Here is a 25,569-nt window from a genome sequence, read left to right on the forward strand (position 1 = left end):
ATAATTCTTTTGCATATTCCACTGGAAATAGAGCATTATATTACCAAATAAATGGAGGTGTGTTAGAAATGCAAATTCGAGAAAATAATAATTCAAACGAGATTTTGGTAGCAGCGGCAACAAGTGCAATTGAGCAAATGAAGTATGAAATTGCTCAGGAGTTTGGCGTTACACTTGGACCAGATTCAACATCACGAGCAAATGGTTCAGTAGGTGGAGAGATTACGAAACGTTTAGTTCGTATGGCGCAAGAGCAGTTATCTGGTCAATATAAAGTTCATTAAGGTTGGTTTTTGCCCATCCCCTTGAAAAGGGGAATAAGAAAAAAGCAAACTTCCCTTTTAAGAAGATTTGCTTTTTTCTAAGCTATATTAGTATTCTTTGACCCTTCTATATTTGCTAGGGTAAGCATTTTTATAAATACAACGTATTTATTGATTAACAAAAATATAAAACCCTTTTTCCCATCGATCTTTGAGCCATTGCAATTCTTCTTTCATATTGGGAACGTATTCGTTTGTTCGTTCCATCAATTTATAGGTTTCCACTAGTTCCAAACATCGATTTGGACTAGTAAGAGAATGTATAAAGAACATATCACGTGTTGTTACCGATCCAAAAGAGATCCCTTTACGACTCACCGATAATAACTCTTGAATTTCCTCTTGATTCATATTTGTTTTCTTTAGGTAATTATTCATATCAATGAATGTAGTGTAACTCCATTTCATATTATCATAATCATTTTCTTGTAGAATCATTTCACGATAAGATTCCATATCTTGTATGAGGAAATTACGAATCGCGTCTATAGAAAAGTGCATGTACCAAACTTCCTTTACTGTATAGGGGATTTGTGAGCTTTGAAGTTTCTTTAAAAAAAGTATTATCCTAATACATAGGAAAATACTTTTTTACTTTACCATATATTTAAGTTCTTAGCTGGTTTTAAAACCTGGTAATTTTGAAGGGAGAATCTTCATCGCTTCTCCTGTTTTTGGATTACGACCGTTACGCTCTGCAAGTTCCTAGACTTCGGATATCCCCCAAAACCAAGTAACTGTAATTTTTCTCCATGTTGTCAAGATTTTGCGATTTGGTCCACTCTTATTTTATCGCTGAAAACGCATCTTTTATGTTAAGTTTGTTTCTTGTTTAATGAGTTCCATTTTTTTATCTGTCACACTTATATATTCGGCAAGATTTCAGTAAGCATTATAACGTGTTTGATATATGTAAAACGAGATTCTTGCTTGCATTATCATATTTATACTAGAGAAAGTTATGCCGTCTTCAAAAAATTAATCAATATTTAAAAAATGTCAGAGAAAGACTTATATCTGATGTACTGACAGGCTTGTTGTTTTTTGTATATCTTCAATGTTCTTAATATAGCTACTTTACTTGTTTTATTAATAATTTGTATTTTGAAATTCAAGGATGATATTGGTGTACTTTTGCGTAAGTGAATAGTTTTCTGTTGAATTTATTGTTGGTGTATTGATTAATAAGAATGGAGACAGAGCAAACTGAAAAATTAATAGATAATAAAATTAAGGAAAGAAGCAGACGGTTCTGTTGCAAAGTTTTTGCAGATAGAAAGTTAGGATGGGGTATAGATGTTTACTCAATAGACGGCGTTCGTTTAGCGATGAAATTACAAGGACAAACTTTATTCTATCACTATAGTCTACGCGATGATGTAGTAGCAATGACAGACTAGAATGGGTAAGTTATTACAAATTACGGATATGATGCATGGGGTAATCTTCAGAAATACTTAACTCTGAGGCGGTCGCGAGTCGTCTCTCAATAGATTAATCATTACTACTTACTGTAATATATTAAAAACTTATTTCATAATTCATAATCTAGTCTAATAGAAACACGGAAACATACCCATCAACTTAAGAATTTAGAATTACCCCGAAACGAAAAAATGAGCTTTTTATTATAAGTTAGCACAAAATTTCGTTCTGGGGGTACTAGAAAATTTTAGCTTGATGGAGATGTGATGTTACCCCCATAAAGGTATGGTTTTTGTACTTTCAAATACAATCATGTCACTTAAGTAATGTAAGCGTCGTTGCAATTACATTGTCGACAAATGTACGTTGGGGGCGAGATTTCATCATAACTGTTAGACCGATTAACGCTACAATCAGTGCCTGTGCCAAAGACTTTGCATCTGTGTTGCCTTCCAGCTCACCTGATTGGATTCCGCGTTCAATCGTCTCCTGAAAAATGACGGCAAGGTACATTTGATGTTCTCTGGTCAAAATTTCAAATCTCTCATCATGAGGTGCTAATTCAACCATTGTATTGATACAAAAACAACCTTTACTAAGATCCCCTGCGTATTCTTCATTGACGACATCGGCAAAGAAAATAGAAAATGACTCTTTTACAGAGGAGTGACTTTGAAGCTTATTTCGTATATCAGAGGCCCGAGACATTGTATATCTACGAAGTGCGGCTTCAAATAATTCTTTCTTATCTCCAAAGGTCGAATAAATACTAGGGCGTTGAATGCCCATTCTAGAAGTAAGATCACTTAATGAGGTAGCCTCATATCCCTTCTCCCAAAATAACTGCATTGCTGCATCTAAAACTTGATCCTCATCAAATTCACGGGTTCTTGCCATTAAGAATTCTCCTCTTCAAATTTTGATTTTATTAATTGTTTTAGGATAGGTGTGTAGGTAATTATAATTATTTTTTATTACCAAACAGTATGTAATTATTATATGATTTGCCATTCTTTATGTCAAATCAAGCTCCATTCATTTAATTAAACATAAAATTTATTGTAAAAATCGTTGACATCATGAATAAGACTAAGTTATATTTACCAGTAATCATATTGTACTGAACGGTATGTTATGATTAAAAATCTAATGTGATTGGAGGGTAAGGTATGTTCAAAACAGAGACAAATATAGAAGATAATCCACTCTACACTAAGATAAGTCATAAATCTTCCATAACAAAACCTAATTTGAATCAACAGCCATCCATGTCTCATGCTTTGGCATTATTGTTTGCGGCTGCCTGTGGTATGTCTGTTGCCAATATTTACTTTGCTCAGCCGTTGCTTGATCAACTATCTAATGAGTTTGGTATTAACCATTCCATTATTGGTGTTGTTATTACCGTTACACAAATTTTTTATGGAGTGGGTTTACTACTACTCGTACCACTTGGAGATTTGCTAAACCAGCGACGTCTAATTGTCGGTCAAATGCTATTATCTACAACAGCTCTGGTTATAGTTGGTACTGCTTCCTCCAGCATGGTACTTTTCGCAGGTATGGCTTTGGTGGGGCTGCTTGCAGTTGTGACACAGACTCTCGTGGCGTTTGCAGCGACCATCGCTTCCCCTACAGAAAGAGGACGTGTGGTTGGCATTGTAACAAGTGGGATAGTTATTGGCATACTTCTCGCACGTACTTTTGCTGGTATATTAACAGATGTTGCGGGATGGCGTTCTGTATATCTATTTTCTGCTGCGCTCATGCTTTTGATGGTTTTTATGTTTATAAAGATGTTGCCCAATGTTGAGCGCGAGGTAAAATCGCTATCCTACCCTCAGTTAATTAGATCGGTGCTTACTTTATTTATTCAAGAACGAACGTTACGCGTTCGCTCCGTTCTAGCCATGCTGATTTTTGCTGATTTCAGCATTTTGTGGACTTCACTAGTATTGCCACTTAGTACACCGCCAATTGCTCTATCTCATAGTGCAATTGGCGCATTCGGTCTTGTAGGTGTCGCTGGAGCCTTGGCTGCGGCACGGGCAGGGAAATTGGCCGATCAAGGTTACGGACAACGAACGACAGGTATTGCTTTAGTTCTATTATTGATTTCATGGTTGTTCATCAGCTATATAGAGCAGTCATTGATCGCATTAGTGATAGGGATAGTTCTACTTGATTTGGCCGTACAAGCAATACATGTCACGAATCAAACCATGATCCTCCCATTGCATACAGGAGCACGGAGTCGACTTACTGCTGGATATATGGTGTTTTATTCTATCGGCAGTGCTGGTGGTTCAATTGCTTCGACTCAAATATACGCACACTTTGGCTGGGGAGGGGTTTCCTTACTCGGAGCCTCTGTCAGCGCTTTCGCTCTTCTTTTTTGGGCTATGACCAGACGAATTAAGATTTTATGAAATAAACGTGTGTTAGCCAATATGAGAAACACGTTACTACCATAAAGAAAATAATTAATTTTTTGACTTAAAATCTAATTGGAATAGGAGAGATAACAAATGGAAATAGGTATTACGTCTTTTGTAGAAACAAAACCAGATGTTCATAGTGGTGAAGTGATAAGTCACGCACAGCGATTACGTGAAGTTGTTGAAGAAATCGTTCTTGCTGATCAAGTAGGACTTGATGTATTTGGTGTTGGTGAGCACCATAGGAAGGATTATGCAGCATCCTCTCCAGCGATGGTTCTATCAGCGGCGGCACCACAAACGAAAAAGATACGGCTCGCGAGTGCAGTAACCGTGCTTTCTTCAGCTGATCCTGTGCGCGTTTTTCAGGATTTTTCTACACTGGATGGCATTTCAAATGGACGTGCAGAGATAATGGCGGGTCGTGGTTCCTTTATCGAATCTTTTCCACTGTTTGGCTATGACTTGAAGGACTATGATGAACTCTTTGAAGAACATTTGGATCTACTGCTCAAAATACGTCAGTCTGAAAAAGTGACTTGGGAAGGAGGAAATCGACCAGCAATCAATAATTTAGGTGTGTATCCAAGACCTGTTCAAAATCCTTTACCGATATGGGTTGGTAGCGGTGGGAATCAGGAATCAGCTATCCGTGCCGGTTTTCTTGGATTACCACTTATGCTGGCGATTATTGGTGGTAGCCCAATGCACTTTGCACGAATTGTACAGCTATATAAAAAAGCGGCGGCTCACGCTGGTCATGATGTATCAAAACTTCAGGTGGGGTCTCATTCGATTGGATTTGTTGGGGAGAATACGGAATTGGCAGCAGATACATTTTTCCCTTCCACTCAGGCAGGCATGAATAAACTTGGTAAAGAGCGGGGGTGGCCTTATTATGGGCGTTCCAGCTTTGATGCTGCGCGAAGTTTTGAAGGGGCGTTGTATGTTGGTGATCCAGATACAGTCGCCGAAAAAATCATCCATCTGCGTAAGCATGTAGGGATTACACGCTTTATGATGTATGTACCATTAAGTACCATGCCACATAATCAAGTCATGCGTGCCATAGAATTGCTTGGAACAGAAGTTGCCCCTCGTGTAAGAGAGGAAATTGCCAAATGGGAAGCTGAAGGAGAACAGGAGACACATCTATTCCGTTAATTATTCGATAAGGATTGCATCAAGTTTCATTATTTAACTGGAGGAATTTATATGAAAATTGACAGTCGAGTATTACCAGAAATAAAACAGGCTTTCTCACAATTTCCAGGCTTTCAATTAGAGGGGGATTTAGAGGCGAGTCGAAGTCTCTTGTCGAATCCACATTTGGAAAAATCAGAGCTTGTACACATGACCAAGCGAATGATTCCTGGTGCAGCCGGCGAGATGTTAGTTAAAATTTACGAACCCGTTGAGAAAAATCTTGATAAACTTCCAGCTATGCTGTGGATTCACGGTGGTGGATACGTAATGGGCCACCCTGATATGGACGATGTTTTGTGTGAACGCTTTGTTCAGACTGCTGAATGTGTTGTTGTGTCTGTCGATTATCGACTTGCGCCCGAGCATCCTTATCCAGCGGCTATTGAAGATTGTTATGCAGGCTTGGTTTGGATGACAAATGAGGCAGACTCGCTTGGAATTGATGTGAATCGAGTTGCGATCGCTGGAGCAAGTGGAGGCGGTGGGCTAACAGCAGCACTTGCGTTAATGGCTCGTGATAAAGGAGGTCCATCTATTATTTTTCAGATGCCGTTGTATCCAATGCTTGATAGCCGCAACATAACACCATCAAGCTACGAGATTATAGAAGACAACGCGACATGGAATAGAGCAAACAATTTGACGGCTTGGGGTATGTACTTGGGCAAGGAAAACGATACTAACGAATCATCTCCCTATGCCGTACCTTCGAGAGCAGACAATTTAGCAGGACTACCGCCAACTTATACATGTGTAGGTCAACTCGATTTATTCCGAGATGAAATCATTGAATATGTAACACGACTTGCACAAGCAGGAGTAGATGTTGAATTCCATCTCTATCCCGGCTGCTTCCATTGCTTTGAAGTACTTGTGCCTGAAGCCGAAGTGAGTCAGCGTGCCAGTCAGAATTATTTTGATGCGATGGCACGGGCGCTTCATCCATAATTTATTTATCACCAATGATTATCAATAATTGAAATGCTAATGATTATATTAAAAAAGAACCTTCAATAGGTTCTTTTTTATAGTTGGTAAATATGTTATCAACAATAGATGGTAATAAAGATAGAAATCTAGACACTTTTTATTAATGGGCTAAGTTTTCTTAGGAAGAAATCTATTTCTCATGACTGAACGCTAGATATAATAGGATATATCATTTATTAATTAGGGTGGGTGATTTAGCTTTTTGAGTTTACCACACTTAAATTTAAATTTTGTTTAGGGACAAAATGTTAAAGTTATACATTCTGAATTAACAGAAAATTAAGGTGGTAAAAATCCTATTAATTCTTTTATCAGGTAATTCATATTTCTTTGGCCTTATTTTCATGGTATTACCGAACGTTTATATGTCTCTAAGGGAAAGAAATACTTTAAGTTTTATTACCATCTAATGTTTGATTAAGATGGTAACATGAAAATAAAACGTTTACAACCAGGAAATAAAGAAAAAATATAAAAATTCGACTTTTTTCGACATTGTTACTATGAGAGAAAGAATCTAAATTAAGTAAATCTTATATTTAGAGGAGGGATTTATCTTATAAATAACTGTTAAAACGTTTGCAAATGTCTCACGATGAATTAAAAACGTCGAATATAAAATTATATTGTGACAATTTTCAACGAATACACTTTATAATTCATATTTAGACTAATAAATTAATTAATAATAAATTAAATACGTTATATTTAATAGAGTATAATATGGGATATTTAACTATAATATTCCATATTATATATAATTATAAATCATTTAACATATTTGTTGCGGGAAATTTTGACATAAGATATTTTAAATATTAAGCACAGAAACATTTCAAAGAAAAAGAGCTATTTTAAAATGTACCCTAAAAAAGTTTTTCCTAAAAAGTAGTAGGATTTTGCAAATCGTTTCTGTGCCTAATTAGATGAAAATAATATAATAAATTGTTTAAAAGAGATAAAAGTAAGTTACTTTTATGGAGAAATTACTATTAGAATTATGTCAAATTGCAGCATACAAATTACATTTTTCTATCTTACAAACTGTACAAATACCATTATTGGTAACTTGCCTAAGTTTTAACATCACATTCATCACTTTTTGTCCAATAAGATTAATAGGGTCAGAAAAATGTGTCGCTATCTACTATGAAAATATAAGAAATACGAAGAAGTATTTATAAAAAAAGTAATATAGTTATAAAATTCTTCGGTTGTATATACGTTGAGTTTCAATATTTTTGAGGTTTTTCAAATGATTTTCATTTTTTATAATGAGGACATTTGTTGTGTTGTTTGAAGAGAAGGGCATAGGTGTTAACAGTTCATTTGTATATAAAAGATAAACAGTTGAGTGCATAATAAATGATTTTTTAAAATCTTTCATGTATACACACAAGTGTTGTTGAGTTATTTATTCAAAATATAACCATAAATAATCATTAAATTATTATATACAAAAATAAGAATGGAGATATTCATTATGAAATTGATAAAAGGAATATTCGTTTCTACGATTGCACTTACATCTTTTACAGGATTAGAGTTAATTAAAATTAATGAAAATCCCGATATAGTGTATGCAGATTCGAAAGATTCTTCACAAAATATAAGTCAATTCCAGGGAGATATTAAAGAGGAGAATAAAATTATTTTAAAGTTTAAAAGTGAAGTGAATTTCCCGTATAAGGATGGACTCGAAAATCAAATAAAAGATGAAGGTAGTGATTCGGAATTAGTAAAAATCTTCTCTGAATTTCCGCAACTAACATTAAAGCGTTTATTTACATCTGTAAATCCTAAAGAGATTGAAAACATCGATAAACATAAGAGGGAAACTGAAAATAATTCATCTTCTAATTTAATAGATTATTATATTGTAGAAGTACCTAATAAAGTAACAGCTGAAACATTGATGGACAAGTTTAAGAAATCTCATCTTGTTGAAGAAGTATATATGCAAGAAAAACCAACTCTTTTACCAGAAGTCCAATTACCTACTGTATCGCTTAACCCTTACGACGATCCAAGATTTTTAAACCAGGGATATCTTAAGGAAGCACCATATGGGATTAATGCATCTTATGCATGGAGCATTATAGGTGGAGATGGAAATGGAACTACTTTTGTAGATATGGAGTATGGGTGGTTATTAGATCATGAAGATTTAGTAAATCAAAAAGTTGAGCTTATATCTGGTAGAAATATAGATCAACACGTTGGCCATGGAACTTCTGTTCTTGGGATTGTTTCTGCTGAAGATAATAAGGTTGGTAATATAGGAATTGCACCAAAGGCAAAGGTAAAAGTAGTATCCCAAATAAGAGGTGATGGGTCGTATAATACGGCTGATGCGATAATAAATGCTGTACATAATTTACAAGCTGGGGATATTTTATTATTAGAGGCACAAGCTTCTTATGATGGATATGGAGATAAATATTTACCTGTTGAAGTACAGCCAGATATCTTTGATGCAATACGAGCTGGAACAGATAAAGGAATTATTGTGATAGAAGCTGGGGCGAATGGCTCTAATGACCTGGATCAATTTAGAGATCGGAATGGAAAACAGGTATTAAATCGCAATAGTCCGGACTTTAAAGATTCGGGAGCTATAATGATTGGAGCAGCATCGTCAACTGTTCCTCATAAACGTTTATGGTTTTCAAATTATGGTAGTAGAATTGATGTTTATGGTTGGGGAGAGAACGTAGATACAACTCGTGCTGAACCTAATAGGATTACTAAAAATCTCTATACAACAGGCTTTAGTGGTACATCTAGTGCTTCTCCAATTATTGCTGGAGCAGCGACTTCAATACAAGGTGTGGCTAAAGAACATTTAGGTCGTCCATATAAACCAGCTGAATTAAGAAATATACTAAGTAATCCAAATACAGGTACCAAATCCCAAAATCCATTAACAGATAAAATCGGTGTTTTGCCAGATTTAAAGTCAATCCTGTCAAATTTAGGATATAGTCCAGATATATCAAAAAGTGTTTTAGAGGGAAACCATTTTGTATGGTCAATGAAAGGAATAGGAGATTTTGAGTTTGCAAAATTGGATTTTAATAAGACAAAAGAAGAAATGCAAATTCAATTAAAAGCAGGTGTACCACATCATTACTTTGATAGTACATATGCGAGTGTGAAAGTCCAAAATTCATCTGGAAAAGTGGTATATAATAAAGATATTTATGGAAACAGGCAACAAAATGCTGAAACACAAAAAATTCCGATGAAAGTCGGAGACTATATTGAGTTTACACATTTAGAGGGTGGAAACCGGGCGACTCTTATAAATGTGGATAAAAATATACAGGAAAGTTTTGGTAAGAAGATAGTGTATCAAGTTACAGTTAATGGTCTTAAGAAAGTTGATCAAATTATTAACCCTAGTCCAGATACGGAAGCTCCTACACGCCCTGAAGGATTACAAGCAGCCAACATTACTGCAAATAGCGTAGAGTTAAAATGGAATTCATCAACAGATAACGTAGGTGTAAAAGAATATAAAGTATTACGTGACGGGAGATTCATTCAAACGGTACAGGGAACCACATTTACTGATAGTAAACTGACTGCTAACATAGAATACAAATATACTGTGAAGGCGATAGATGCAGCTGGAAATGAGTCTATTCAAAGCAGTGTTCTTAGTGTAAAAACAAAAGAGCAAAATACCTCTTATGAAAAATGGGATCCGAGGAAAGCATATACAAAAGGGGATAGAGTAGAGTATCAAGGGAAAATCTATGAAGCTGTTCAAAGTTACCAAGGGAATGGGGATTCAAATTGGATATTCTCGTTATCCCTATGGAAACCAATTTCAATAAGTTGATGATATCGTCTGATATAAATATAGTCTATTTGAGAGAATAGTTATCTCATAAGAAGAAGTTGATGAAAAGATTAGTGTCTTAATGGTCGAACAAAATCGGGATCTACAAGATCAAAATCTCTTATTGTAGTATTCTCTATTGGATTATAGTTATAAAGTGTTAATAAATAAATCATATGTAACTCGTAGTGATTTTGATGCAGTTGAAAAACTTACAACAAAAACTATTGATGAGTATTTAAAATATTACTACCATTTCTATAAAGCTGTGCATAACACTATGATTGCTAGCTATATGGAAGCGCAGGATTGGTTACTCTGGATCACGGAAGACCGCCTGCACCAGCTTATGATAAGCAAATATAAAACAAAAAGAGGACGTATTATATACGTCCTCTTTTTGTTAATGGGGTAATGCTTTGTTTTATCTAATTATAACAATATTCGCAAAACAGTGTAAAGCAGTTCTAGATGTATAGTGGGATTCATTTGGCTTTTTCATTTAATAAAAAATTATGATTATACATAATTTAATAATTTCACATACCTTTATTTTTTCTTTAATAATTTCATATACGCTATATTTCATGAGCTCTTCAATCTGTGTATCTAGATTTTATTCTTGTGCACTTACAAGAAAGTACCCATAGCCCATTTTTAGCCCTCTTTATATATTATTTTTGATAAGTGTTACTGAGAGTATAAGGTAAAAACTGCTTTAGCTGGTGAGGAAAAAGCGGGTTATCCAATATTAGATGTAAGAGAGGGGAAAGAATTCTGGAAAACGTCAAAAGAAAAAGGAGTCGAATAACGACTCCTTTTTATATGAGATAGCTTAATTATTGAAAATATTACCTACTGAAATACTTTTTCAATTGTAGGCATAACAGCTATTGGTGGTAGAGATTTAGTCCATGCAGCTGCATATACATTTAATTTCTCACCTAATGTATAGTTTGCACTATCTGAAACAGGGACCCTTAAAATCTTATTTTGAGAAACTAGATCCCACCAATCATGTTGATAAGCAAGAGCTTCATCTTTTGTAGACGTAGCAGCAACTACTAAATAATTTTTCTCCACTGAAATGACATATCCAGTAAAAGGTTCTTGTTCTTGGTTCTGAATAGAATGAACAGGAATATTGTTGGCGGAAATCTTGTTAGAATCTGCAAAGGCCGGTGTTAATCCGAATGTAAATCCACAACCTAGTGTTAAAGCTGTTACCGTTGTTACGAATGTTTGTTTTTTGTTAAACATGATATATCCCCCTTATATTTTATCCTTACACTATCCACTTTCAATTTACATACATATAAAGCCTTTTAATATTAAGATACTTAACAATTTTGTAACAATTATTCCAATAATGTTAATATTACCTATTAATGGAATTGGGTTTGTGTTATAATTCACTAGGTGAACTATTATTATTCCTTTCATCTCTTGATGAATGGATGCCCTTCCTTAAATGTAAAGATGTTCGATTTTATTGGTGAAGAGAGGATATATCCCTCTTCTTTTTTTATTAATATGGGATTTTAGGGAATGAACAGAAAAAGAACCCTATGGGGTTCTTTTTCTAGGCATATTAACAGTAAGGAGAGTATTGAAATGCTATTTTCAAATCTTTACAAGGAGAAAAATTTGAAAAAGCTTATCATGTCATTATTTTTACATACATGTAATATAAAGTGAATTGATAATATTTAGACTCACTATTACCAATATTCAATTAAGATAGTTAGTACTACATTGATAGTGTTAATTATCCTGATTGGTGTGGAATGTGATAGGAAGCATAAGTTTTCCGCAAACTTATGCTTTCAGGATTTGAAGAATATTCTTAATATGGATTTTAAAGAAAATACAAATTTTTTACTAGATTTGAGAAAAAGGAATTGAAAATATCCTTTAAAACAAGATATATTCTGGTCAAAAAATTAGAGGGCATCAATTCATTAAAGCAGTAAAAAACGTTCTTATGAATTGGTGTCCTTTTTGTTTTAAAGAGAGAATATATTTTCTCAACAGGACAAATGGTAATTAGCTATAAGTATTAATTATAAGGATAAAAGGAAAATAGAAATTAATAATAAAGGAGAATGCGAAATGATAACATTAATATCTGAAAGAAATCTAGCTGAAATCCATGAAGACGATGTAGATGTATTAAAAGTAATGGCACATCCTGTTCGATTACAAATTGTAAATGAATTAATGCACCATAAAATATGCAATGTTACACAGTTAACGGAGATATTGAGACTTCCACAATCCACTGTTTCACAACATTTATCAAAATTGAGGGGAACCGTACTCCGCTCAGAAAGAAGAGGGTTAGAGATGCATTATTATATAGATAATGCTAAGGCCCGTCAGATTGTTGAAATTCTAGGTTTGTAGGTTAATAATACGTAAAAGGTTTCCTGTTACAAAGCAGGAAATCTTTTTATATGTATAACTAATTGTGTGATAATATCATACCGTAGAAACTACCTAACAATAATTCAATTTAACACGATGTATAGGTATAAACATGTAAATAAGGGATTTAAACGGAAATTAGATATAACAATGGATAATGGTAAGTGTATTAAAGAAATTATAGAATTAATGATATAAAAAATAATCAATAGTTGTTGTAAAGGCTTATTCTGATAATAAAAGGAATTAGATACATTAAATTCAACTATGAGTTTTTTTACTAAAAATATGTAGGTGAAGAGTATAAGCAATATAATCCTTTTGTTGCTGATGGACGAAAAGCCTTTATGGATTTCTTTAAGGAGAATTTTGTTAAAACCCCTAATTCCTCTGCAGAGATTAAACGTGTAGTAGCTGAAGGGGATACAGTTGCTCTTCATGTACATTCTCGTACTAATTCTCAAGATAAGGGAGTTGCTATAGTCGATATATTTCGTATCAAGGATGGAAAGATTGTCGAACACTGGGATGTAATTCAAGAGATCCCAAGTGAAGCAGCTAATGATAATACGATGTTTTAGGTAGAATAAATATTTATTTGTTAGAGATGTATTGAATCTAGATATTATAAAATGAAGGGGATGTCCTAGGTATACTACTAAGACATCTCTTTTTGTTTTACCAAGATTCAATTTGTTATAATTTGTAAGGGAGGTATTTTGTATTGAGTAAGAAAAAGCATTCAAGTATAGATTTTGAAGAAGTACCAAGTATGATTGAACGTTTAAGAGGCGAAAGCGGACAGTATATGTCTCTATAATAAGAGGCTCAAATCCTTGACACAAAACGTGTTGAGGTTTTTTTATGTTGTGGGTAAAACACTTTTATTTGAAAGAAGAGTAATTCAACCACAAAATGTTCACATAAAAAATCAAGATTTCCTGAAACTAGACAAGATAAATCCCTACTATAAAAAAGAAGGGGAGAAAGCCCCCTTACTTTAAAATTTATAAAAAAACAACTTAATTCATTGATGAAATATTATTGAATTGGTGCACAACTCCAAATGTATTTTCCAACTACTTTTATTTCTGGACAATTTTCTATATCTGTACAATCAAACATTAATGGATGTATACTTGGATTAAAAGAATCTGGTTCTAGGATAATTCTATTATTGGTTTTGTAAATTCTTTTTAAAGTGGCGTCATATCCGTTGATGAGTACAGCGGCTATGTCGCCATTATTTATATTTGTTGTCCTCTCAAGTACAGCTATATGTCCATCATGTACAATTCTATTCATACTGTCTCCGTTTATACGAAGTGCTAATAGTTTTTCAAATCCATATTTATCTAAAATGATATCAGGTACCTGTATATCACCAATTACATTTTCTATAGCTTCAATGGGTTTACCAGCTGCGATTGTACCATAAATGGGAATATTCCGTTTGGTAATTGCGTGATCTTCAGGATAATAGGATTCATTTTCATCAATAAAGTAGGTTGCAGAGACATTTAATATCTTAGCGATTTGAGATATTTTTGACATTTTAGGGCTTCTTTCACCATTTCTCCACCGTAAAACAGTAGTTCTACTAACAGATAATAATTCAGCTAACTGTTCGTCTGTCATATTATTTTTCTTCATTAATTGAGATAATTTTAAACCGAATGATTTCATGACTTTTTGTCACCTCCGTCTTGATTGATTATATAATTGGTGTGACAAAAATGCAACTTTCTTCGTTATTTGGTAAAAAAATTCTTGACTGTTTTGTCACGTAGTACTATATTTGAATTTGAAAAGAGGTGACAAAAATGCACAAGATGATATTTTTAGAAAGAAAATTAAAGAGAAAAACTATTGAAGAAGTTGCTGATTTTCTCAATGTTTCTCCACGTACATATTGGGCAAAAGAACATAATAAAAGTGAATTCACTCTGAAAGAGGCACATATGTTATCGTGCTATTTAGAGAAATCTATAGAAGAGTTATTCCCTGATCTTTTTTTAAATAATTTGTGACAAAAATGCACGTATTTATATCTGGATTATAGGATGTTTTTTGGGGTTATTTTAAACCTAATATCTAATAATCCTACTATTAAAGGTACTTTATATATAGTTTTTACTTAGAAACGAAGGAAAGAGATCCAAAAAATGAAACGCTAAAGTGTATTTGGGTTATAAAAATTGAGGTGAAATATAGAATACTAAATATTCAAGTAGATGAAAGAGCGATCAGAAGATTATATTGAGAAAAATTAGAAGAAAAGCTTAAAGAAGTGGATACAGAATTTTTATTTTGGGATACAAGTGAATTAAAAAAAGAACGTGCATGTCGTGGACTACTATTTAAAAAGAATTCTTTTTTTGATCAGCGTTTACAAAAATTTAAAGTGGACGGAAAATGGTATTTTTCGGCTAAAGGAACGAAGGCATTTTTATTAAATTAGCTAACAGAGAATTTGGTGTAAGAAAAGAAAGACAATCGTCTTAAAAAACAAATCTTATAGGAAAGTCTATGGCAGGGGGGATTAATTATGGTTTTTAAAGTGACAAAAAAACAAGGATATGTCAGCAAGAGTACTTATGAAAATGAAGAATTTAGTAATACTATTCGTTTTGAATCGGAAAAGCTTTCGCATAAACAGTTAAAAATGATTTATGCCAAAATGCATATAATAGCATTGAAATATGATGGAGTAATATCAAAAGAGGAAATCAAAAATAAATTAAAAGTAATACTTAAAATTCAATCACTAAGTGATCTTACAAGGAAGCAAGCTAATCAAGCTATAAAAGTATTAATAGGTTGGGAAATTTAAAGGTTTTGGAGAATAAAACCTTTAATATTTAGGAAATTTAATATATTAATTTTAAGAAAAAGTTCTGGAGGAAGATAAAATGAGTAGTTTGCTAATACAGGATGAGCCACTATTAGTATTACCTCGATTAGCAAGTAAGATTGGGTTGAACGAGGCAATTTTTCTTCAACAAATACATTATTGGCTCAAGCGCTCGAAACATTATTATGATGATCGTTATTGGGTCTATAATAGCATTACAAATTGGCATAAACAATTCCCGTTTTGGAATGAAAGAACATTGAAACGTATTGTTAAAAATCTAGAAGAGTTTAATTTATTGATAAGTGGTAACTATAACAAATTAAAGTTTGATAAAACAAAATGGTATTCAATAAATTATAACAGACTAGTTGAATTAGAAATAGATAACGATTGTGACAAATTGTCTCAACGAAAAGAACATATTGTCATAATGGAAAATGAAAATATGTCTCAACCAATACCAGAGACTACACAAAAGATTAACTCAGAGAATACCACTCAAAAAGATATAGTAGAGATAATTAATTATCTCAACCGTGTATGTAATACAAGTTATCGTATTTCAACTAAAAAGACACAAATGTTAATTAAATCTAGACTACAAGAGGGATTTAATATAAATGAATTTAAAGAAGTTATTGAGACGAAGGCGAGGGAATGGCTTTATACAGAACAGGCAAAATATTTAAGACCAGAAACCTTATTTGGAACTAAATTTGAGGGATATTTGCAGCAGAGAAAGATGGTGAAATCAAATGGCTTTAACAAAGGTAACAGATATAGTACAAAGTCTTTCGAAGAAAATGAACTTCCTTTCTGAAACATGTGTGATATGTAATCAGGAGAGGAAGCGAATTGTAAGATTGATGGAGATTCAGGGTGAAACGATTTGTCCAGTATGTCGTTTAGAAGAAGAAAATAGAAGGTTAGAAAAAGAAATGAATGTTTTTCGTTATGAGAAAGAGGAAAGAAAACGTAAAAGTATATTTTACGATCATAGTCTTATTAAAGATGAAACTATTAAATTAGCTAGATTTTCGACATTTATATCAGAATGTGAAGAGGATGAAAAGAATTTAATTTTAGCTAAAAAGGCTCTTACAGACTATTTAAATGATATTCGATTTAATTTGATTCTTGTGGGGAAAGTTGGAGCCGGAAAAAGTCATATTGCCTACTCTATAGCGCATGAAATGAATGAACAAAGTTCGGATAAAGTTATGTATGTTACAAGTTCAGAACTCTTTGATTACATACGTTCGACATTTAATACGCAATCTTGTGAAACAGAGCATAGCATAACAAATATGCTAATTTCTATGGACTTATTAGTCATCGATGATCTAGGAGCAGAGCTAGGGGATATGGATATTAATGATTTAAAAGCAACAGCATTTGTAAATCGTGTGTTATTTAAACTATTTGATGGACGACAAGGGAAAAAAACAATTATCACAACGAATTTAACAGGTGAGGCAATTATAAAAGCGTACGATGAAAGAGTTACATCTCGTATGTTTAATACATATCGACACATAGAATTTAAAAAAACAAGAGATAAGCGTAAGAGAAAATTACCTTTTTAGGAAAAGAATATATATTGTGTAGGAAATATAGATGCAGATGAAAACATATTGTTCAAGAAATTTGTACTGTATGAATTGGTTCTTTTAATTAGCGAGTAAGTGAAGTGATTCGGAAGTTAAGAAAGAATATGAGGAATGGAAAGAGCATTTAATCAGAAATTCCACATATGTACATTGAAAGCAGTTTTTAAGTTTATTTAATATGTTTTAAATAATTAAATGGAGGCATCTTGAAAATGAGAACATATAAAGGATTTGAAGCAATTAAACGAATGAAAACAAATTGGATTACAACAGTTCAAGAGACACCGATGTGTTGGAAAATAGAAGGAGAAAGAGTGATTGCTGATTATTTAGGTAAAAAAGAAAGCTATCAACAAATTAATTTCTTCTTTGAGAATGAGTTTATAGATTGTAGAGAAACTATTCGAAAAGGAGAACTATTGTATATTGAAAATGAAAAAGGTGAAAAATTTATCGCTGAATATTGTAAAGAAAATGAAAAAGAAATAAAGCATAGTAGTTGGTTCTGGATTAATGGAGAGGAGTTCTCTAATAATTATGGTCATTTTGAAAAGAGTACGAAATTAAAAATTAGGAAAGCTGAAAAAAGTGAAAAATTATTATTTGAACGGGCAAAATTATTCGCTATCAAAGGGCGTAAAATAGATGAGTTTAGACTTGGTGATGTAGTTGAAAGAGATAATAAATTGTATAAAGTGGCTATTGTAAAAAGTGGAAGTGAATCTCAAATTATAGTAGGATGTGTTCCGATTAATGGGGGTGCAATTTGCTATTATAATTCAAAAGATATAGAGATTCAATTTTTCGTTGAAGATATGGTGGTGTAGCAAGATGAAGTTATTTTTAATTAATCAACTTGTTGAAAATGGAATTTACAAATATAAGGATAAACAATTGTACGAATTAAATAGTGATGAGTTAATAAAATTAATCAAAAATTATAAGGATAAGAAAATAAATGTTAGCAATACAATGTATGAAATAATACATGAGGGATATAAGCCTTAATAGCAAATCATTGTAATGATTTTGATATGTGAAATTCAAATTATGATTCAGGATAAATGATAAGAAAGGGGCTTAACATGTTAAATATAGAATTACCAGTATTAAATAAAGAAGCTACTAAAGAAAATGTACTGAAAGCTATAAAGAAATACAGATTATTTATGAAGTGTAATTATCTTAATGAAACGGTACTCTCGAAAGAAAATATATTAAAAGAAAATGCGAAAGAAGAGCGGGTCAATTATATTATTGCGATGAACAAAGGGTTAGAAAAGCTAGATATTGAAAGTGATAGAATAATTATTCAAAAATATTTGTTAAAGAATCGAGTTAATAGATATGAGGTTATGAAAGAGTTGAATTTATCCGAGGGAGATTATTATAGAAAAAGAAATACTGCTTTTTACAACTATGCATATGCATTAGGGATTGAGGTTGAGGAGTGTTAAGATTATTAATCATAAATAAGTTTTTAATATGGATTATAACCACCTGTGTAAACAAACAGGTGGTTATTTTTATGTAAAAAAATGATGAAAAAGAGATAAAAACGAATCGTTATATACATATATCATATAAGTACAAAGTAGCAATGATAAATAGTATTAAGGAAGATTTTTTAAAAATAATTTTAGTTTTTGATGAAAAAAAATAAATGGAAATTAAATGTAGATTTAGATGGTCTCTATTTTTAACAATTTTGCTTTGTTATAAGGGTGGGAATGGTATATGCGAGATTTAATTATCCAATATAAAGAAACGTTATGTAAGCTAGAGAGTGCAAAAATAAGTGCAAAAGAAGAAGAGATTAAAATATTAACAAGTATGATTAGTGATGTCACATATGCTTTGGAGTGGATGAAGAATGCAAAGATGCCGGGGAATCGCAGAGGAATAGAACGTAGAGCTGCTTATCAACGAGAGAAATCATATGATTCCTTGTTAATGCAAAGGTATTTTCGTAGTACTGATACAACATATGAATGGGATGATGAAAACAAAGAAAGTGTCATTTCAGAATGGGAGAGAATAAAACTAGAAGATGCGCTCTCTACTTTGACAAAATATGAAAGAGAAATATATATCATGTCAAGAGGAAGAGGCATTACACAAGAGAAAATTGCTAAATATTTGAATGTTTCAAGAAGCACAATTAAAACGATTCTATATAGATCTGAAATAAAAATTGCTAAACAAGTAAGAAAAAGTCTTTTCTGCGAAAGTAGTTAAGGCTTTTTTTATTTACAAATACATTCTTGTCACCATAGTGCCACCTATAAATAGAGAGTAATAAAATAAGTTTAAATGAAATATAAAAAATGAAGAATGGATACTAGCAAAAAGAAAGAGTAATCCAAAGGATATCTATAAATTAAATGAGAGATTTTAAAAGTGACGGCATCTTTCTATTTACTACAAAATAGGTAGTAGTACATGAAAAACTACAGAAGGATGCGATTAGATGTTAGAACAAGATATAGATACTATGCCAATATGTTCAATTTGCCTTGAAAAATGTTTGTGGGTTTTGAAATTTCCAATCACAATTCAGTATTGTGAACAAATGTTAATTCGTGAGGTAGTTGACGACAATATAACAACAATATGTATTGAGTGTTTAGAAAAAGAAATACAAATGATGAGTTGAAACGGGAGGGAATGCTAGTGGCGCGACCAATGAAATTGAATGATGAGCTGATAAATAGGTTGACCCAATATATTAAAGTAGGGAATTATATTGAAACCGCATGTGCGTTAGTTGGAATAAGTAGAAGTATAGTTTATGTTTGGTTAAAACAAGGGCGTAGGGCAATTGAAACGAGTGAAAAGACAGGTGAAGTAGTACCGAGAAAAGATAAGATTTATGTGAAGTTAGTCATGGAAATTGATCAAGCATTAGCATTTAGTGAGGCGAGAGACGTTGAGACAATTGGGGAGCATGCAAAATCTAATTGGAAAGCGGCAGCATGGAGATTAGAAAGAAAATTCCCAACTAAATGGGGAAGGAAAGATCAATTGCAAGCAAACGTAAATCATTCAGGAGAAATGAAAGTAGAGCATAATAAAATGGCCATGAAAATTGGGTGTGATGAGGAAATGCTTGATTTAGCTATGAAATTATTTGAGAAAGTTCAAGGAGGAGAATTACAATCATGACACGGATGAATGTGCATAAGTTAATAGATGAAAATACATTTAAGGAATTGGCAAAAGTGAACTACCCCTTTCTATGTTCAGTATACACATAAGGGATTCTATAAACATGCAAAGCACACAAAATTAATAACAAAGATTTGCCAAGATTTAATTGAAGAGAAATTATCGACTAATAGATTAATGGTGTTTATGCCACCTAGGCATTCAAAATCACAGTCTATAACAGAAACATTACCAAGTTGGTATTTAGGAAATTACCCAAATAAGAGAGTTATAGAGGTATCTTATGCATCAAGTTTAGCTGAAAAGTTTGGTAGAAGAAATCGTGCTAAGATTGAAGAGTTTGGTAAAGAAATATTTAACATTAGAATTGATGAGCGGCAAGGTTCCGTAACAGATTGGGCACTACATAACCACTCTGGTGGAATGTTGTCTGTAGGAGTTGGTGGTTCGATTACAGGGGAAGGAGCAGATTTATTAATTATTGATGACCCTATTAAAAATCGCCAAGAGGCCGAATCAATTACATACCGAAATCGACTATGGGATGAATGGGAAGATACTTTATCTACACGTTTACAAAAAGGTGCAAAGGTAATTCTAATTTTGACGCGATGGCATGAGGACGATTTAGCTGGTAGATTGTTAGAGAAAGAACAGGAGAAATGGACTGTGTTATCAATTCCTGCTATAGCAGAGTCAAGGGATGATCCATTGAACAGAGAAATAGGCAGAGGTTTATGGGTTGAACACTATGGCCAAAATTATTATGAAGATAAAAAGAAGTTTTCCTCTGCACGCTCTTGGTTATCTTTATGGCAACAAAAACCATCGAGTGATATAGGGAATATTTTTAAAAGGAACTGGTTTCAATATTATGATGTGTTACCAAATTGGGAACAATTTGATCAAATTATTACTTCCTGGGATATGGCTTTTGATAATACTACAAATAAAAGTTCATTTGTGGTTGGACAGATTTGGGGAAAAATAGATGGAGACAAATATTTAATTGATCAAGTGAGAGCGCAAATGAATTTCCTAGAAACAAAGAAAGTATTTGTTGTTTTTCATCATAAATATGAGTCGATTCTTCGGAATTCTGGTTTTAAAAAGTCCATTCCGAAATTAGTTGAAAAAAAAGCAAATGGCCCTGCCATTATTAGTTCATTGAAGAATGAAATAAGTGGTATTATTCCTATAAATCCACAGGGTTCAAAAGAAACACGTGCTGAGGCGATATCCCCTGAATTTCAATCTGGAAATGTATATATACCTAATCCTAAAATACAATCGTGGGTATATGATTATGTAGATGAATTAGCTTCTTTCCCATCTGGTAAGCATAATGATCAAGTAGATACAACGTCACAAGCCTTAGAATACTTTTTTACTAAGCAAAAAAAAATAATGGGTGGAAAAATAAAAAGAGTTTAGCTGAACATGTAATGTTCAGCTTTTTTATATTGGTAAAGTTTTTATGAAAAACATTGAATAGATGATTTGTATATGAAAGGAGGCATAGGTTTTATGGTTGATAAGAAAGCAATTAAGAATGTGAAAGTACTTAAATTACAAAATCGTGAGATGAATTTACGTAATGAGGAACTTCAAAGTAAACAAATGGCAATTGATCCATTTGCACAAGTGTACGGTGATAAAGAACTAGTAAAGCCTCCATATGATATGCAAGTATTATTAAATTTGAGAGAAAGTAACCCTATTCACTCGGCATGTATTAGTGCAAAAGTAAATGATATTGCTGGTATGGGATTTGATTTTGCACCGCTAGATGAAGTGACAGAGGCAAATCAAGAACAATATAAAGAATTAAAGCGTTTTATGAGGTATTGCAACAATGAAATGACAAGTAGCGAAATACTTAGGGCAGTTTGGGAGGATTATGAAACTGTAGGTTGGGGAATTATAGAGGTTGTTCGTAACTTGAAAGGGGAACCAGCGCAGCTTCACCATATTCCAGCACATACGGTTCGTGCGCATAAAGATAAGATTCGATTTGCGCAAATTGTAAATAATGAGGAGAGATGGTTTAAACGATTTAGTTATCCATATGATTTTAGGTTAGTAGATGGAGAAACAATTAGTGATAGCTTAAATGAAAACTCGTTATTAGACACTGAAGAAAAAGCTGGTGAAGTTATTGTAATTCGTAAATTTGGTTCTAGATCATCATACTATGGTATTCCGGATTATGTGAGTTCTATTGGTTCCATTGTAGGATCACAAGCTGTAAGAGATTACAATATTAATTATTTCACTGGTAAAACAATTCCAGATGCTGTTTTGTTTGTTGAGGGTGTTGATGAAATAGATGATTCAGTTGAAAGAGAATTAAAAACATTTTTCTCTGTCGAAACAAAAGGAGAACATCATAAGTTAGCAGTTGTTCCTGTCCCTGAAGGAGCAAAAGCTCGCTTAGAGAAATTAGGGCCTGATGTCAAAGAAGCGAGCTTCCGTTTATATCGCCAAGATAATGCTATGGAAATTTGTGTAGCTCATCGAGTTCCACCATATAGAATTGGTTGGGCTATGACAGGATCACTTGGACAGACGACAGCAAAAGAAATGAATGAAATGTATAAAAGATCAATTATTGAACCAGGTCAACAAATTTTAGAACATCGATTAAATACACAATTATTTAAAGAGTTTACAGAAACGTTGGGGGAGTTGGACTGGCAGTTTCAATTAAATGAAATTGATACAGATGATCGAGCAAGTGATATGCAATATGCAATAGATGGATATGAAAAGAGTATATTAACAAGAAATGAATGCCGAAAAGTTATTGGATACGAACCAGTTCTAGAAGGAGATAAATTTTTAAATGAAGATTCAAATTCGATTTAGTAGTCTTGCTAGAAAGTAGGAATATATTATGCCAAATGAATTGAAAAATGTAGAAATTAGTTATGTTTCATTAGTAACAAAGGGGGCTAATGGTAGGCCATTTGCAATTATGAAGGGTATGAACATGAATGGCTCTAACGTTTTGAAAAATGTCCCTATTTTAAAGAGGGAAGATGAAAAACAACTTGTAACAGGGGTTGTTTATGAACCAAATATAGAAGATGCACATGGTGATATTATGACGGCTGAAGAAATTGAAAGAGCGGCTTATAATTTTTTGGAGAAATATAGATACATAGATAAAAACCATGACGAGTTGGCAGGAAAAGGAACGGTAGTAGAAAGCTGGATTTCTAAAAATAATACGGTTGTTGGGAAACAAAATATTAAAAAAGGAACATGGCTTATGACTGTTCGAGTAGACGATAGTGAAACATGGAAAGAGATCAAAAAAGGGAAAATCACAGGCTTTTCGATGGGAGGGGTTGGAGAAAGAATGGAGATGCCACAAATGGATGAGTTTACACAAGATGAGAAAGGTGTAATTCGTAAGATGTTTAATTTTTTCAAGTCACATTATGACGAGGAACAAACTCAGGAGATGGATAATCAGTCATTAAATAGTAAACAAAGCTCTAAGATGCAAAAGGTATTTAATTTGTTTGAAGATGTATTTTATGTTGGGATTTGGGAGGGAAATGTAGATATTAAGCAGATGGTTTCCACCTTAGATGAAATGAAGGACATTTTAAATACAATGAAGGGTGGTGATACAGATTTCTCGCCGGAAGATATTACTATTAATTCCATAAATGAAGTAGGCAAAATCTTATATAAGAAAAATGATAAAAAATTTGATGAAATAATTTCTTTGATGAACCAAATTAAAGAAAATAAGTTACAAAAAAACGCAGATCAAAATTCAGATGAGATTGCAGACATTGTAAAGAGAGAAATGGGTCCTTTTCTTGAGAGATTACAGGAGTTGGAAGAACAGTTAAATAAAGAACTTGAATCAACTCATGATACTAATGAATTAGAAAATGACAGAGAATCTAAAAAGACAAGTGAATTTATTCAGAAGGTAATAGACCCCATTTCAAAGAGACTTGAAGTAATTGAGCGATCAGCACAAGTTCGTAAAAGTCTTGGGGCTGATGCCAAACCAACAAACGAGATGAGAAAACCAGTAAATAAATGGGTAGGATTAGATCTATAAAGATAAGGAGAAATGAATCTATGAATAATAAAGAATTATTAGCACGTATTGAACGAATTGAAAAGAGTACAATGACAACAGGAGGAATGAAAGCGGGGCTATTATATCCGGAACAAAGTAAAGAATTTTTCCGAATGGTATTTGATGCAACTCCATTTTCTCAATTGCATCGCAAAGAGATTCGTAAAGCGAAAAAAGGTGAATTAGATAAAATTGCAATCGGTGGTCGAATTTTACGTAGGAAAATGGAAAATAGTGATGATGGCTATCGAGCGGGTGTAGAAACGTCGAAAGTTGAATATGATACAGTTTCTATTCGTTTACCATGGGAGATTACGGAGGAGCTACTTCGAGAAAATATCGAAGGTGAAGGATATGAAGATACTGTTATGACATTAATGTCAACTCAGTTAGGTATTGACCTTGAAGATCTTCATTGGAATGGGGATGTAACTTCAGAAGATCCATTTCTTCAAATTAATGATGGCTGGTTAAAACAAATTAAACAATCAAGTAAATCTCATATTGTCGATCATTTTAAATTAGTGACGGGAACGGGAGATGCTGAAGCTAGCGCCGGATTTAGTAAAGACTCAATCTTTAATTTATCTAAGGCGATGCCTAATAAATATAAAAATGAAGGTTTAAAGTGGATTATGTCACCTGCTCGTAGAGAGAAGTGGATTGAATATTTAACAACTCGTTCAACTGGCTTAGGTGATGCTGCGTTATTAGGTACAGGGGATCAAGTTAATAAGCCGTTAGGGTATGAGATTGTTACAGTTCCTTCTCTTCAAGATGATGTAATTATTTTTGCAGATCCTAAAAACTTTATTGCGGTAAATACGTATGACACGCGAGTTCGTAAGACTGTAGAAGGTAAATCTGCTGTTATGGAAGATAAGCGATTCTATGTTATTCATTTGGATGATGATGCAGTTATTCAAGAAATGGACGCAGTAGCAATTCTTACTAATATACCTGATAAATTTGGAAATTAAGTAAGGTAATTTGCATATGAAGATTATAGAATTAAAACTAGGCGGTACATATACTGCATATGGCTATACTTTTTTTAACGGAGTAAAGGAAAAGGTTGCAAATGAGAAAGCAAACTATTTACTAAGTACAGGACATTTTAAGTTAATAGATAGTATAGAGGTTAAAAAGAAAGAGAAGTAAAAGAGGTGG

General features: G+C 33.0%; 27 protein-coding genes and 4 pseudogenes. 25 read left to right on the plus strand and 6 right to left on the minus strand.

Going from position 1 to position 25,569, the window contains the following annotated elements; translation table 11 throughout:
• Positions 1-68 precede the first annotated feature (68 nt).
• Positions 69-284, plus strand: coding sequence for an alpha/beta-type small acid-soluble spore protein (locus AC241_RS29060; protein WP_048564930.1), 216 nt, complete (start codon positions 69-71; stop codon positions 282-284).
• Positions 285-431: 147 nt separating this feature from the next.
• On the opposite strand, the gene AC241_RS29065 is transcribed toward AC241_RS29060, so the two are convergent.
• Positions 432-824, minus strand: a complete 393-nt coding sequence (locus tag AC241_RS29065) for a hypothetical protein (RefSeq protein WP_048564931.1) — start codon at positions 822-824, stop codon at positions 432-434.
• 114 nt (positions 825-938) lie between these two features.
• Positions 939-986: pseudogene (locus AC241_RS36080) on the minus strand (hypothetical protein); the annotation flags it as partial.
• Positions 987-1,513: 527 nt separating this feature from the next.
• Here AC241_RS36080 and AC241_RS35365 point away from each other — a divergent pair.
• A complete protein-coding gene (locus tag AC241_RS35365; protein WP_050845258.1) occupies positions 1,514-1,723 on the plus strand; it encodes a hypothetical protein in 210 nt (69 codons plus the stop codon).
• Positions 1,724-2,063: 340 nt separating this feature from the next.
• On the opposite strand, the gene AC241_RS29075 is transcribed toward AC241_RS35365, so the two are convergent.
• A complete protein-coding gene (locus AC241_RS29075; RefSeq protein WP_050845259.1) occupies positions 2,064-2,645 on the minus strand; it encodes a TetR/AcrR family transcriptional regulator in 582 nt (193 codons plus the stop codon).
• Positions 2,646-2,917: 272 nt separating this feature from the next.
• Between AC241_RS29075 and AC241_RS29080 the strand changes: the two genes are divergently transcribed.
• The 5 genes and pseudogenes from AC241_RS29080 to AC241_RS33740 form a co-directional block, all read left to right on the plus strand.
• Positions 2,918-4,177 carry an MFS transporter gene (locus tag AC241_RS29080; RefSeq protein ID WP_050845261.1) on the plus strand — a complete coding sequence of 420 codons (1,260 nt, stop codon included), beginning with the start codon at positions 2,918-2,920 and terminating at the stop codon, positions 4,175-4,177.
• A gap of 99 nt (positions 4,178-4,276) precedes the next feature.
• Positions 4,277-5,350 (plus strand): LLM class flavin-dependent oxidoreductase, encoded by a 1,074-nt coding sequence (locus tag AC241_RS29085; protein ID WP_050845263.1) that lies wholly within the window; start codon positions 4,277-4,279, stop codon positions 5,348-5,350.
• Between the two features lie 51 nt (positions 5,351-5,401).
• Entirely contained in the window at positions 5,402-6,340 is a 939-nt protein-coding gene (locus tag AC241_RS29090) for an alpha/beta hydrolase (protein WP_050845265.1), read from the plus strand.
• Positions 6,341-7,865: 1,525 nt separating this feature from the next.
• Positions 7,866-10,229: a putative mucin/carbohydrate-binding domain-containing protein gene (locus tag AC241_RS29095; RefSeq protein WP_050845267.1), complete on the plus strand. Its 2,364-nt coding sequence runs from the start codon at positions 7,866-7,868 to the stop codon at positions 10,227-10,229.
• A gap of 82 nt (positions 10,230-10,311) precedes the next feature.
• A pseudogene (locus AC241_RS33740) lies at positions 10,312-10,539 on the plus strand (aspartate phosphatase); the annotation flags it as partial.
• Positions 10,540-10,779: 240 nt separating this feature from the next.
• Here the strand turns inward: AC241_RS33740 and AC241_RS35925 are convergent.
• Together AC241_RS35925 and AC241_RS29100 are read right to left on the minus strand one after the other, a co-directional pair.
• Positions 10,780-10,884 (minus strand): annotated as a pseudogene (locus AC241_RS35925) (recombinase family protein); the annotation flags it as partial.
• 200 nt (positions 10,885-11,084) lie between these two features.
• Positions 11,085-11,489 carry a DUF3221 domain-containing protein gene (locus AC241_RS29100; RefSeq protein ID WP_050845268.1) on the minus strand — a complete coding sequence of 135 codons (405 nt, stop codon included), beginning with the start codon at positions 11,487-11,489 and terminating at the stop codon, positions 11,085-11,087.
• Positions 11,490-12,341: 852 nt separating this feature from the next.
• Between AC241_RS29100 and AC241_RS29105 the strand changes: the two genes are divergently transcribed.
• Positions 12,342-12,635, plus strand: coding sequence for an ArsR/SmtB family transcription factor (locus AC241_RS29105; RefSeq protein WP_000631352.1), 294 nt, complete (start codon positions 12,342-12,344; stop codon positions 12,633-12,635).
• Between the two features lie 305 nt (positions 12,636-12,940).
• Positions 12,941-13,237 (plus strand): annotated as a pseudogene (locus AC241_RS29110) (nuclear transport factor 2 family protein); the annotation flags it as partial.
• A gap of 460 nt (positions 13,238-13,697) precedes the next feature.
• Here the strand turns inward: AC241_RS29110 and AC241_RS29115 are convergent.
• Positions 13,698-14,342, minus strand: a complete 645-nt coding sequence (locus tag AC241_RS29115; RefSeq protein ID WP_050845270.1) for a LexA family protein — start codon at positions 14,340-14,342, stop codon at positions 13,698-13,700.
• A gap of 137 nt (positions 14,343-14,479) precedes the next feature.
• Here AC241_RS29115 and AC241_RS29120 point away from each other — a divergent pair, with 137 nt between their 5' ends.
• The 16 genes from AC241_RS29120 (at position 14,480) to AC241_RS33750 (ending at position 25,560) form a co-directional block, all read left to right on the plus strand.
• On the plus strand, positions 14,480-14,686 hold the full coding sequence (locus AC241_RS29120) for a helix-turn-helix transcriptional regulator (RefSeq protein ID WP_000549412.1): 207 nt from the start codon (positions 14,480-14,482) through the stop codon (positions 14,684-14,686).
• Between the two features lie 260 nt (positions 14,687-14,946).
• Positions 14,947-15,117, plus strand: coding sequence for a hypothetical protein (locus tag AC241_RS34440; RefSeq protein ID WP_226606380.1), 171 nt, complete (start codon positions 14,947-14,949; stop codon positions 15,115-15,117).
• 87 nt (positions 15,118-15,204) lie between these two features.
• The gene (locus tag AC241_RS29130) at positions 15,205-15,489 is read left to right on the plus strand and encodes a hypothetical protein (RefSeq protein WP_050845271.1); all 285 of its coding nucleotides are present in this window, start codon (positions 15,205-15,207) and stop codon (positions 15,487-15,489) included.
• A gap of 79 nt (positions 15,490-15,568) precedes the next feature.
• Positions 15,569-16,333: a conserved phage C-terminal domain-containing protein gene (locus AC241_RS29135; RefSeq protein WP_050845273.1), complete on the plus strand. Its 765-nt coding sequence runs from the start codon at positions 15,569-15,571 to the stop codon at positions 16,331-16,333.
• Positions 16,269-17,099: an ATP-binding protein gene (locus AC241_RS29140; RefSeq protein WP_050845275.1), complete on the plus strand. Its 831-nt coding sequence runs from the start codon at positions 16,269-16,271 to the stop codon at positions 17,097-17,099. Before AC241_RS29135 ends, AC241_RS29140 begins: the two co-directional genes overlap by 65 nt.
• A 236-nt stretch (positions 17,100-17,335) precedes the next feature.
• On the plus strand, positions 17,336-17,950 hold the full coding sequence (locus tag AC241_RS29145; RefSeq protein WP_050845277.1) for a hypothetical protein: 615 nt from the start codon (positions 17,336-17,338) through the stop codon (positions 17,948-17,950).
• A gap of 4 nt (positions 17,951-17,954) precedes the next feature.
• Positions 17,955-18,131: a Fur-regulated basic protein FbpA gene (locus tag AC241_RS33745; RefSeq protein WP_080990927.1), complete on the plus strand. Its 177-nt coding sequence runs from the start codon at positions 17,955-17,957 to the stop codon at positions 18,129-18,131.
• 77 nt (positions 18,132-18,208) lie between these two features.
• Positions 18,209-18,580 carry an ArpU family phage packaging/lysis transcriptional regulator gene (locus AC241_RS29150; RefSeq protein WP_000931950.1) on the plus strand — a complete coding sequence of 124 codons (372 nt, stop codon included), beginning with the start codon at positions 18,209-18,211 and terminating at the stop codon, positions 18,578-18,580.
• Between the two features lie 280 nt (positions 18,581-18,860).
• Positions 18,861-19,361, plus strand: coding sequence for a sigma-70 family RNA polymerase sigma factor (locus tag AC241_RS29155; RefSeq protein WP_001205173.1), 501 nt, complete (start codon positions 18,861-18,863; stop codon positions 19,359-19,361).
• Positions 19,362-19,593: 232 nt separating this feature from the next.
• Positions 19,594-19,779: a hypothetical protein gene (locus AC241_RS29160; protein ID WP_000892959.1), complete on the plus strand. Its 186-nt coding sequence runs from the start codon at positions 19,594-19,596 to the stop codon at positions 19,777-19,779.
• An 11-nt stretch (positions 19,780-19,790) separates the two neighbouring features.
• Positions 19,791-20,288 (plus strand): hypothetical protein, encoded by a 498-nt coding sequence (locus AC241_RS29165; RefSeq protein ID WP_069603977.1) that lies wholly within the window; start codon positions 19,791-19,793, stop codon positions 20,286-20,288.
• Positions 20,289-20,477: 189 nt separating this feature from the next.
• Positions 20,478-21,725, plus strand: a complete 1,248-nt coding sequence (terL, locus tag AC241_RS29170; RefSeq protein WP_230690621.1) for a phage terminase large subunit — start codon at positions 20,478-20,480, stop codon at positions 21,723-21,725.
• A 93-nt stretch (positions 21,726-21,818) separates the two neighbouring features.
• Positions 21,819-23,159 carry a phage portal protein gene (locus AC241_RS29175; protein WP_050845280.1) on the plus strand — a complete coding sequence of 447 codons (1,341 nt, stop codon included), beginning with the start codon at positions 21,819-21,821 and terminating at the stop codon, positions 23,157-23,159.
• A 28-nt stretch (positions 23,160-23,187) separates the two neighbouring features.
• The gene (locus AC241_RS29180) at positions 23,188-24,378 is read left to right on the plus strand and encodes an XkdF-like putative serine protease domain-containing protein (protein ID WP_050845282.1); all 1,191 of its coding nucleotides are present in this window, start codon (positions 23,188-23,190) and stop codon (positions 24,376-24,378) included.
• 20 nt (positions 24,379-24,398) lie between these two features.
• Positions 24,399-25,379: a phage major capsid family protein gene (locus AC241_RS29185; RefSeq protein ID WP_001060157.1), complete on the plus strand. Its 981-nt coding sequence runs from the start codon at positions 24,399-24,401 to the stop codon at positions 25,377-25,379.
• 16 nt (positions 25,380-25,395) lie between these two features.
• Positions 25,396-25,560, plus strand: coding sequence for a YqbF domain-containing protein (locus tag AC241_RS33750; RefSeq protein WP_000691127.1), 165 nt, complete (start codon positions 25,396-25,398; stop codon positions 25,558-25,560).
• Positions 25,561-25,569: the final 9 nt, after the last annotated feature.

Source organism: Bacillus thuringiensis, from assembly GCF_001182785.1.
GTDB lineage: Bacteria > Bacillota > Bacilli > Bacillales > Bacillaceae_G > Bacillus_A > Bacillus_A thuringiensis_S.

What these genes read in the sequence shown, in the direction of transcription:
- AC241_RS29060 (WP_048564930.1), top strand. Translation starts at nt 69, where the DNA reads ATGCAAATTCGAGAAAATAATAATTCAAACGAGATTTTGGTAGCAGCG.
- AC241_RS29065 (WP_048564931.1), bottom strand. Translation starts at nt 824, where the DNA reads ATGCACTTTTCTATAGACGCGATTCGTAATTTCCTCATACAAGATATG.
- AC241_RS35365 (WP_050845258.1), top strand. Translation starts at nt 1,514, where the DNA reads ATGGAGACAGAGCAAACTGAAAAATTAATAGATAATAAAATTAAGGAA.
- AC241_RS29075 (WP_050845259.1), bottom strand. Translation starts at nt 2,645, where the DNA reads ATGGCAAGAACCCGTGAATTTGATGAGGATCAAGTTTTAGATGCAGCA.
- AC241_RS29080 (WP_050845261.1), top strand. Translation starts at nt 2,918, where the DNA reads ATGTTCAAAACAGAGACAAATATAGAAGATAATCCACTCTACACTAAG.
- AC241_RS29085 (WP_050845263.1), top strand. Translation starts at nt 4,277, where the DNA reads ATGGAAATAGGTATTACGTCTTTTGTAGAAACAAAACCAGATGTTCAT.
- AC241_RS29090 (WP_050845265.1), top strand. Translation starts at nt 5,402, where the DNA reads ATGAAAATTGACAGTCGAGTATTACCAGAAATAAAACAGGCTTTCTCA.
- AC241_RS29095 (WP_050845267.1), top strand. Translation starts at nt 7,866, where the DNA reads ATGAAATTGATAAAAGGAATATTCGTTTCTACGATTGCACTTACATCT.
- AC241_RS29100 (WP_050845268.1), bottom strand. Translation starts at nt 11,489, where the DNA reads ATGTTTAACAAAAAACAAACATTCGTAACAACGGTAACAGCTTTAACA.
- AC241_RS29105 (WP_000631352.1), top strand. Translation starts at nt 12,342, where the DNA reads ATGATAACATTAATATCTGAAAGAAATCTAGCTGAAATCCATGAAGAC.
- AC241_RS29115 (WP_050845270.1), bottom strand. Translation starts at nt 14,342, where the DNA reads ATGAAATCATTCGGTTTAAAATTATCTCAATTAATGAAGAAAAATAAT.
- AC241_RS29120 (WP_000549412.1), top strand. Translation starts at nt 14,480, where the DNA reads ATGCACAAGATGATATTTTTAGAAAGAAAATTAAAGAGAAAAACTATT.
- AC241_RS29130 (WP_050845271.1), top strand. Translation starts at nt 15,205, where the DNA reads ATGGTTTTTAAAGTGACAAAAAAACAAGGATATGTCAGCAAGAGTACT.
- AC241_RS29135 (WP_050845273.1), top strand. Translation starts at nt 15,569, where the DNA reads ATGAGTAGTTTGCTAATACAGGATGAGCCACTATTAGTATTACCTCGA.
- AC241_RS29140 (WP_050845275.1), top strand. Translation starts at nt 16,269, where the DNA reads ATGGCTTTAACAAAGGTAACAGATATAGTACAAAGTCTTTCGAAGAAA.
- AC241_RS29145 (WP_050845277.1), top strand. Translation starts at nt 17,336, where the DNA reads ATGAGAACATATAAAGGATTTGAAGCAATTAAACGAATGAAAACAAAT.
- AC241_RS33745 (WP_080990927.1), top strand. Translation starts at nt 17,955, where the DNA reads ATGAAGTTATTTTTAATTAATCAACTTGTTGAAAATGGAATTTACAAA.
- AC241_RS29150 (WP_000931950.1), top strand. Translation starts at nt 18,209, where the DNA reads ATGTTAAATATAGAATTACCAGTATTAAATAAAGAAGCTACTAAAGAA.
- AC241_RS29155 (WP_001205173.1), top strand. Translation starts at nt 18,861, where the DNA reads ATGCGAGATTTAATTATCCAATATAAAGAAACGTTATGTAAGCTAGAG.
- AC241_RS29160 (WP_000892959.1), top strand. Translation starts at nt 19,594, where the DNA reads ATGTTAGAACAAGATATAGATACTATGCCAATATGTTCAATTTGCCTT.
- AC241_RS29165 (WP_069603977.1), top strand. Translation starts at nt 19,791, where the DNA reads ATGCTAGTGGCGCGACCAATGAAATTGAATGATGAGCTGATAAATAGG.
- terL (WP_230690621.1), top strand. Translation starts at nt 20,478, where the DNA reads ATGCCACCTAGGCATTCAAAATCACAGTCTATAACAGAAACATTACCA.
- AC241_RS29175 (WP_050845280.1), top strand. Translation starts at nt 21,819, where the DNA reads ATGGTTGATAAGAAAGCAATTAAGAATGTGAAAGTACTTAAATTACAA.
- AC241_RS29180 (WP_050845282.1), top strand. Translation starts at nt 23,188, where the DNA reads ATGCCAAATGAATTGAAAAATGTAGAAATTAGTTATGTTTCATTAGTA.
- AC241_RS29185 (WP_001060157.1), top strand. Translation starts at nt 24,399, where the DNA reads ATGAATAATAAAGAATTATTAGCACGTATTGAACGAATTGAAAAGAGT.
- AC241_RS33750 (WP_000691127.1), top strand. Translation starts at nt 25,396, where the DNA reads ATGAAGATTATAGAATTAAAACTAGGCGGTACATATACTGCATATGGC.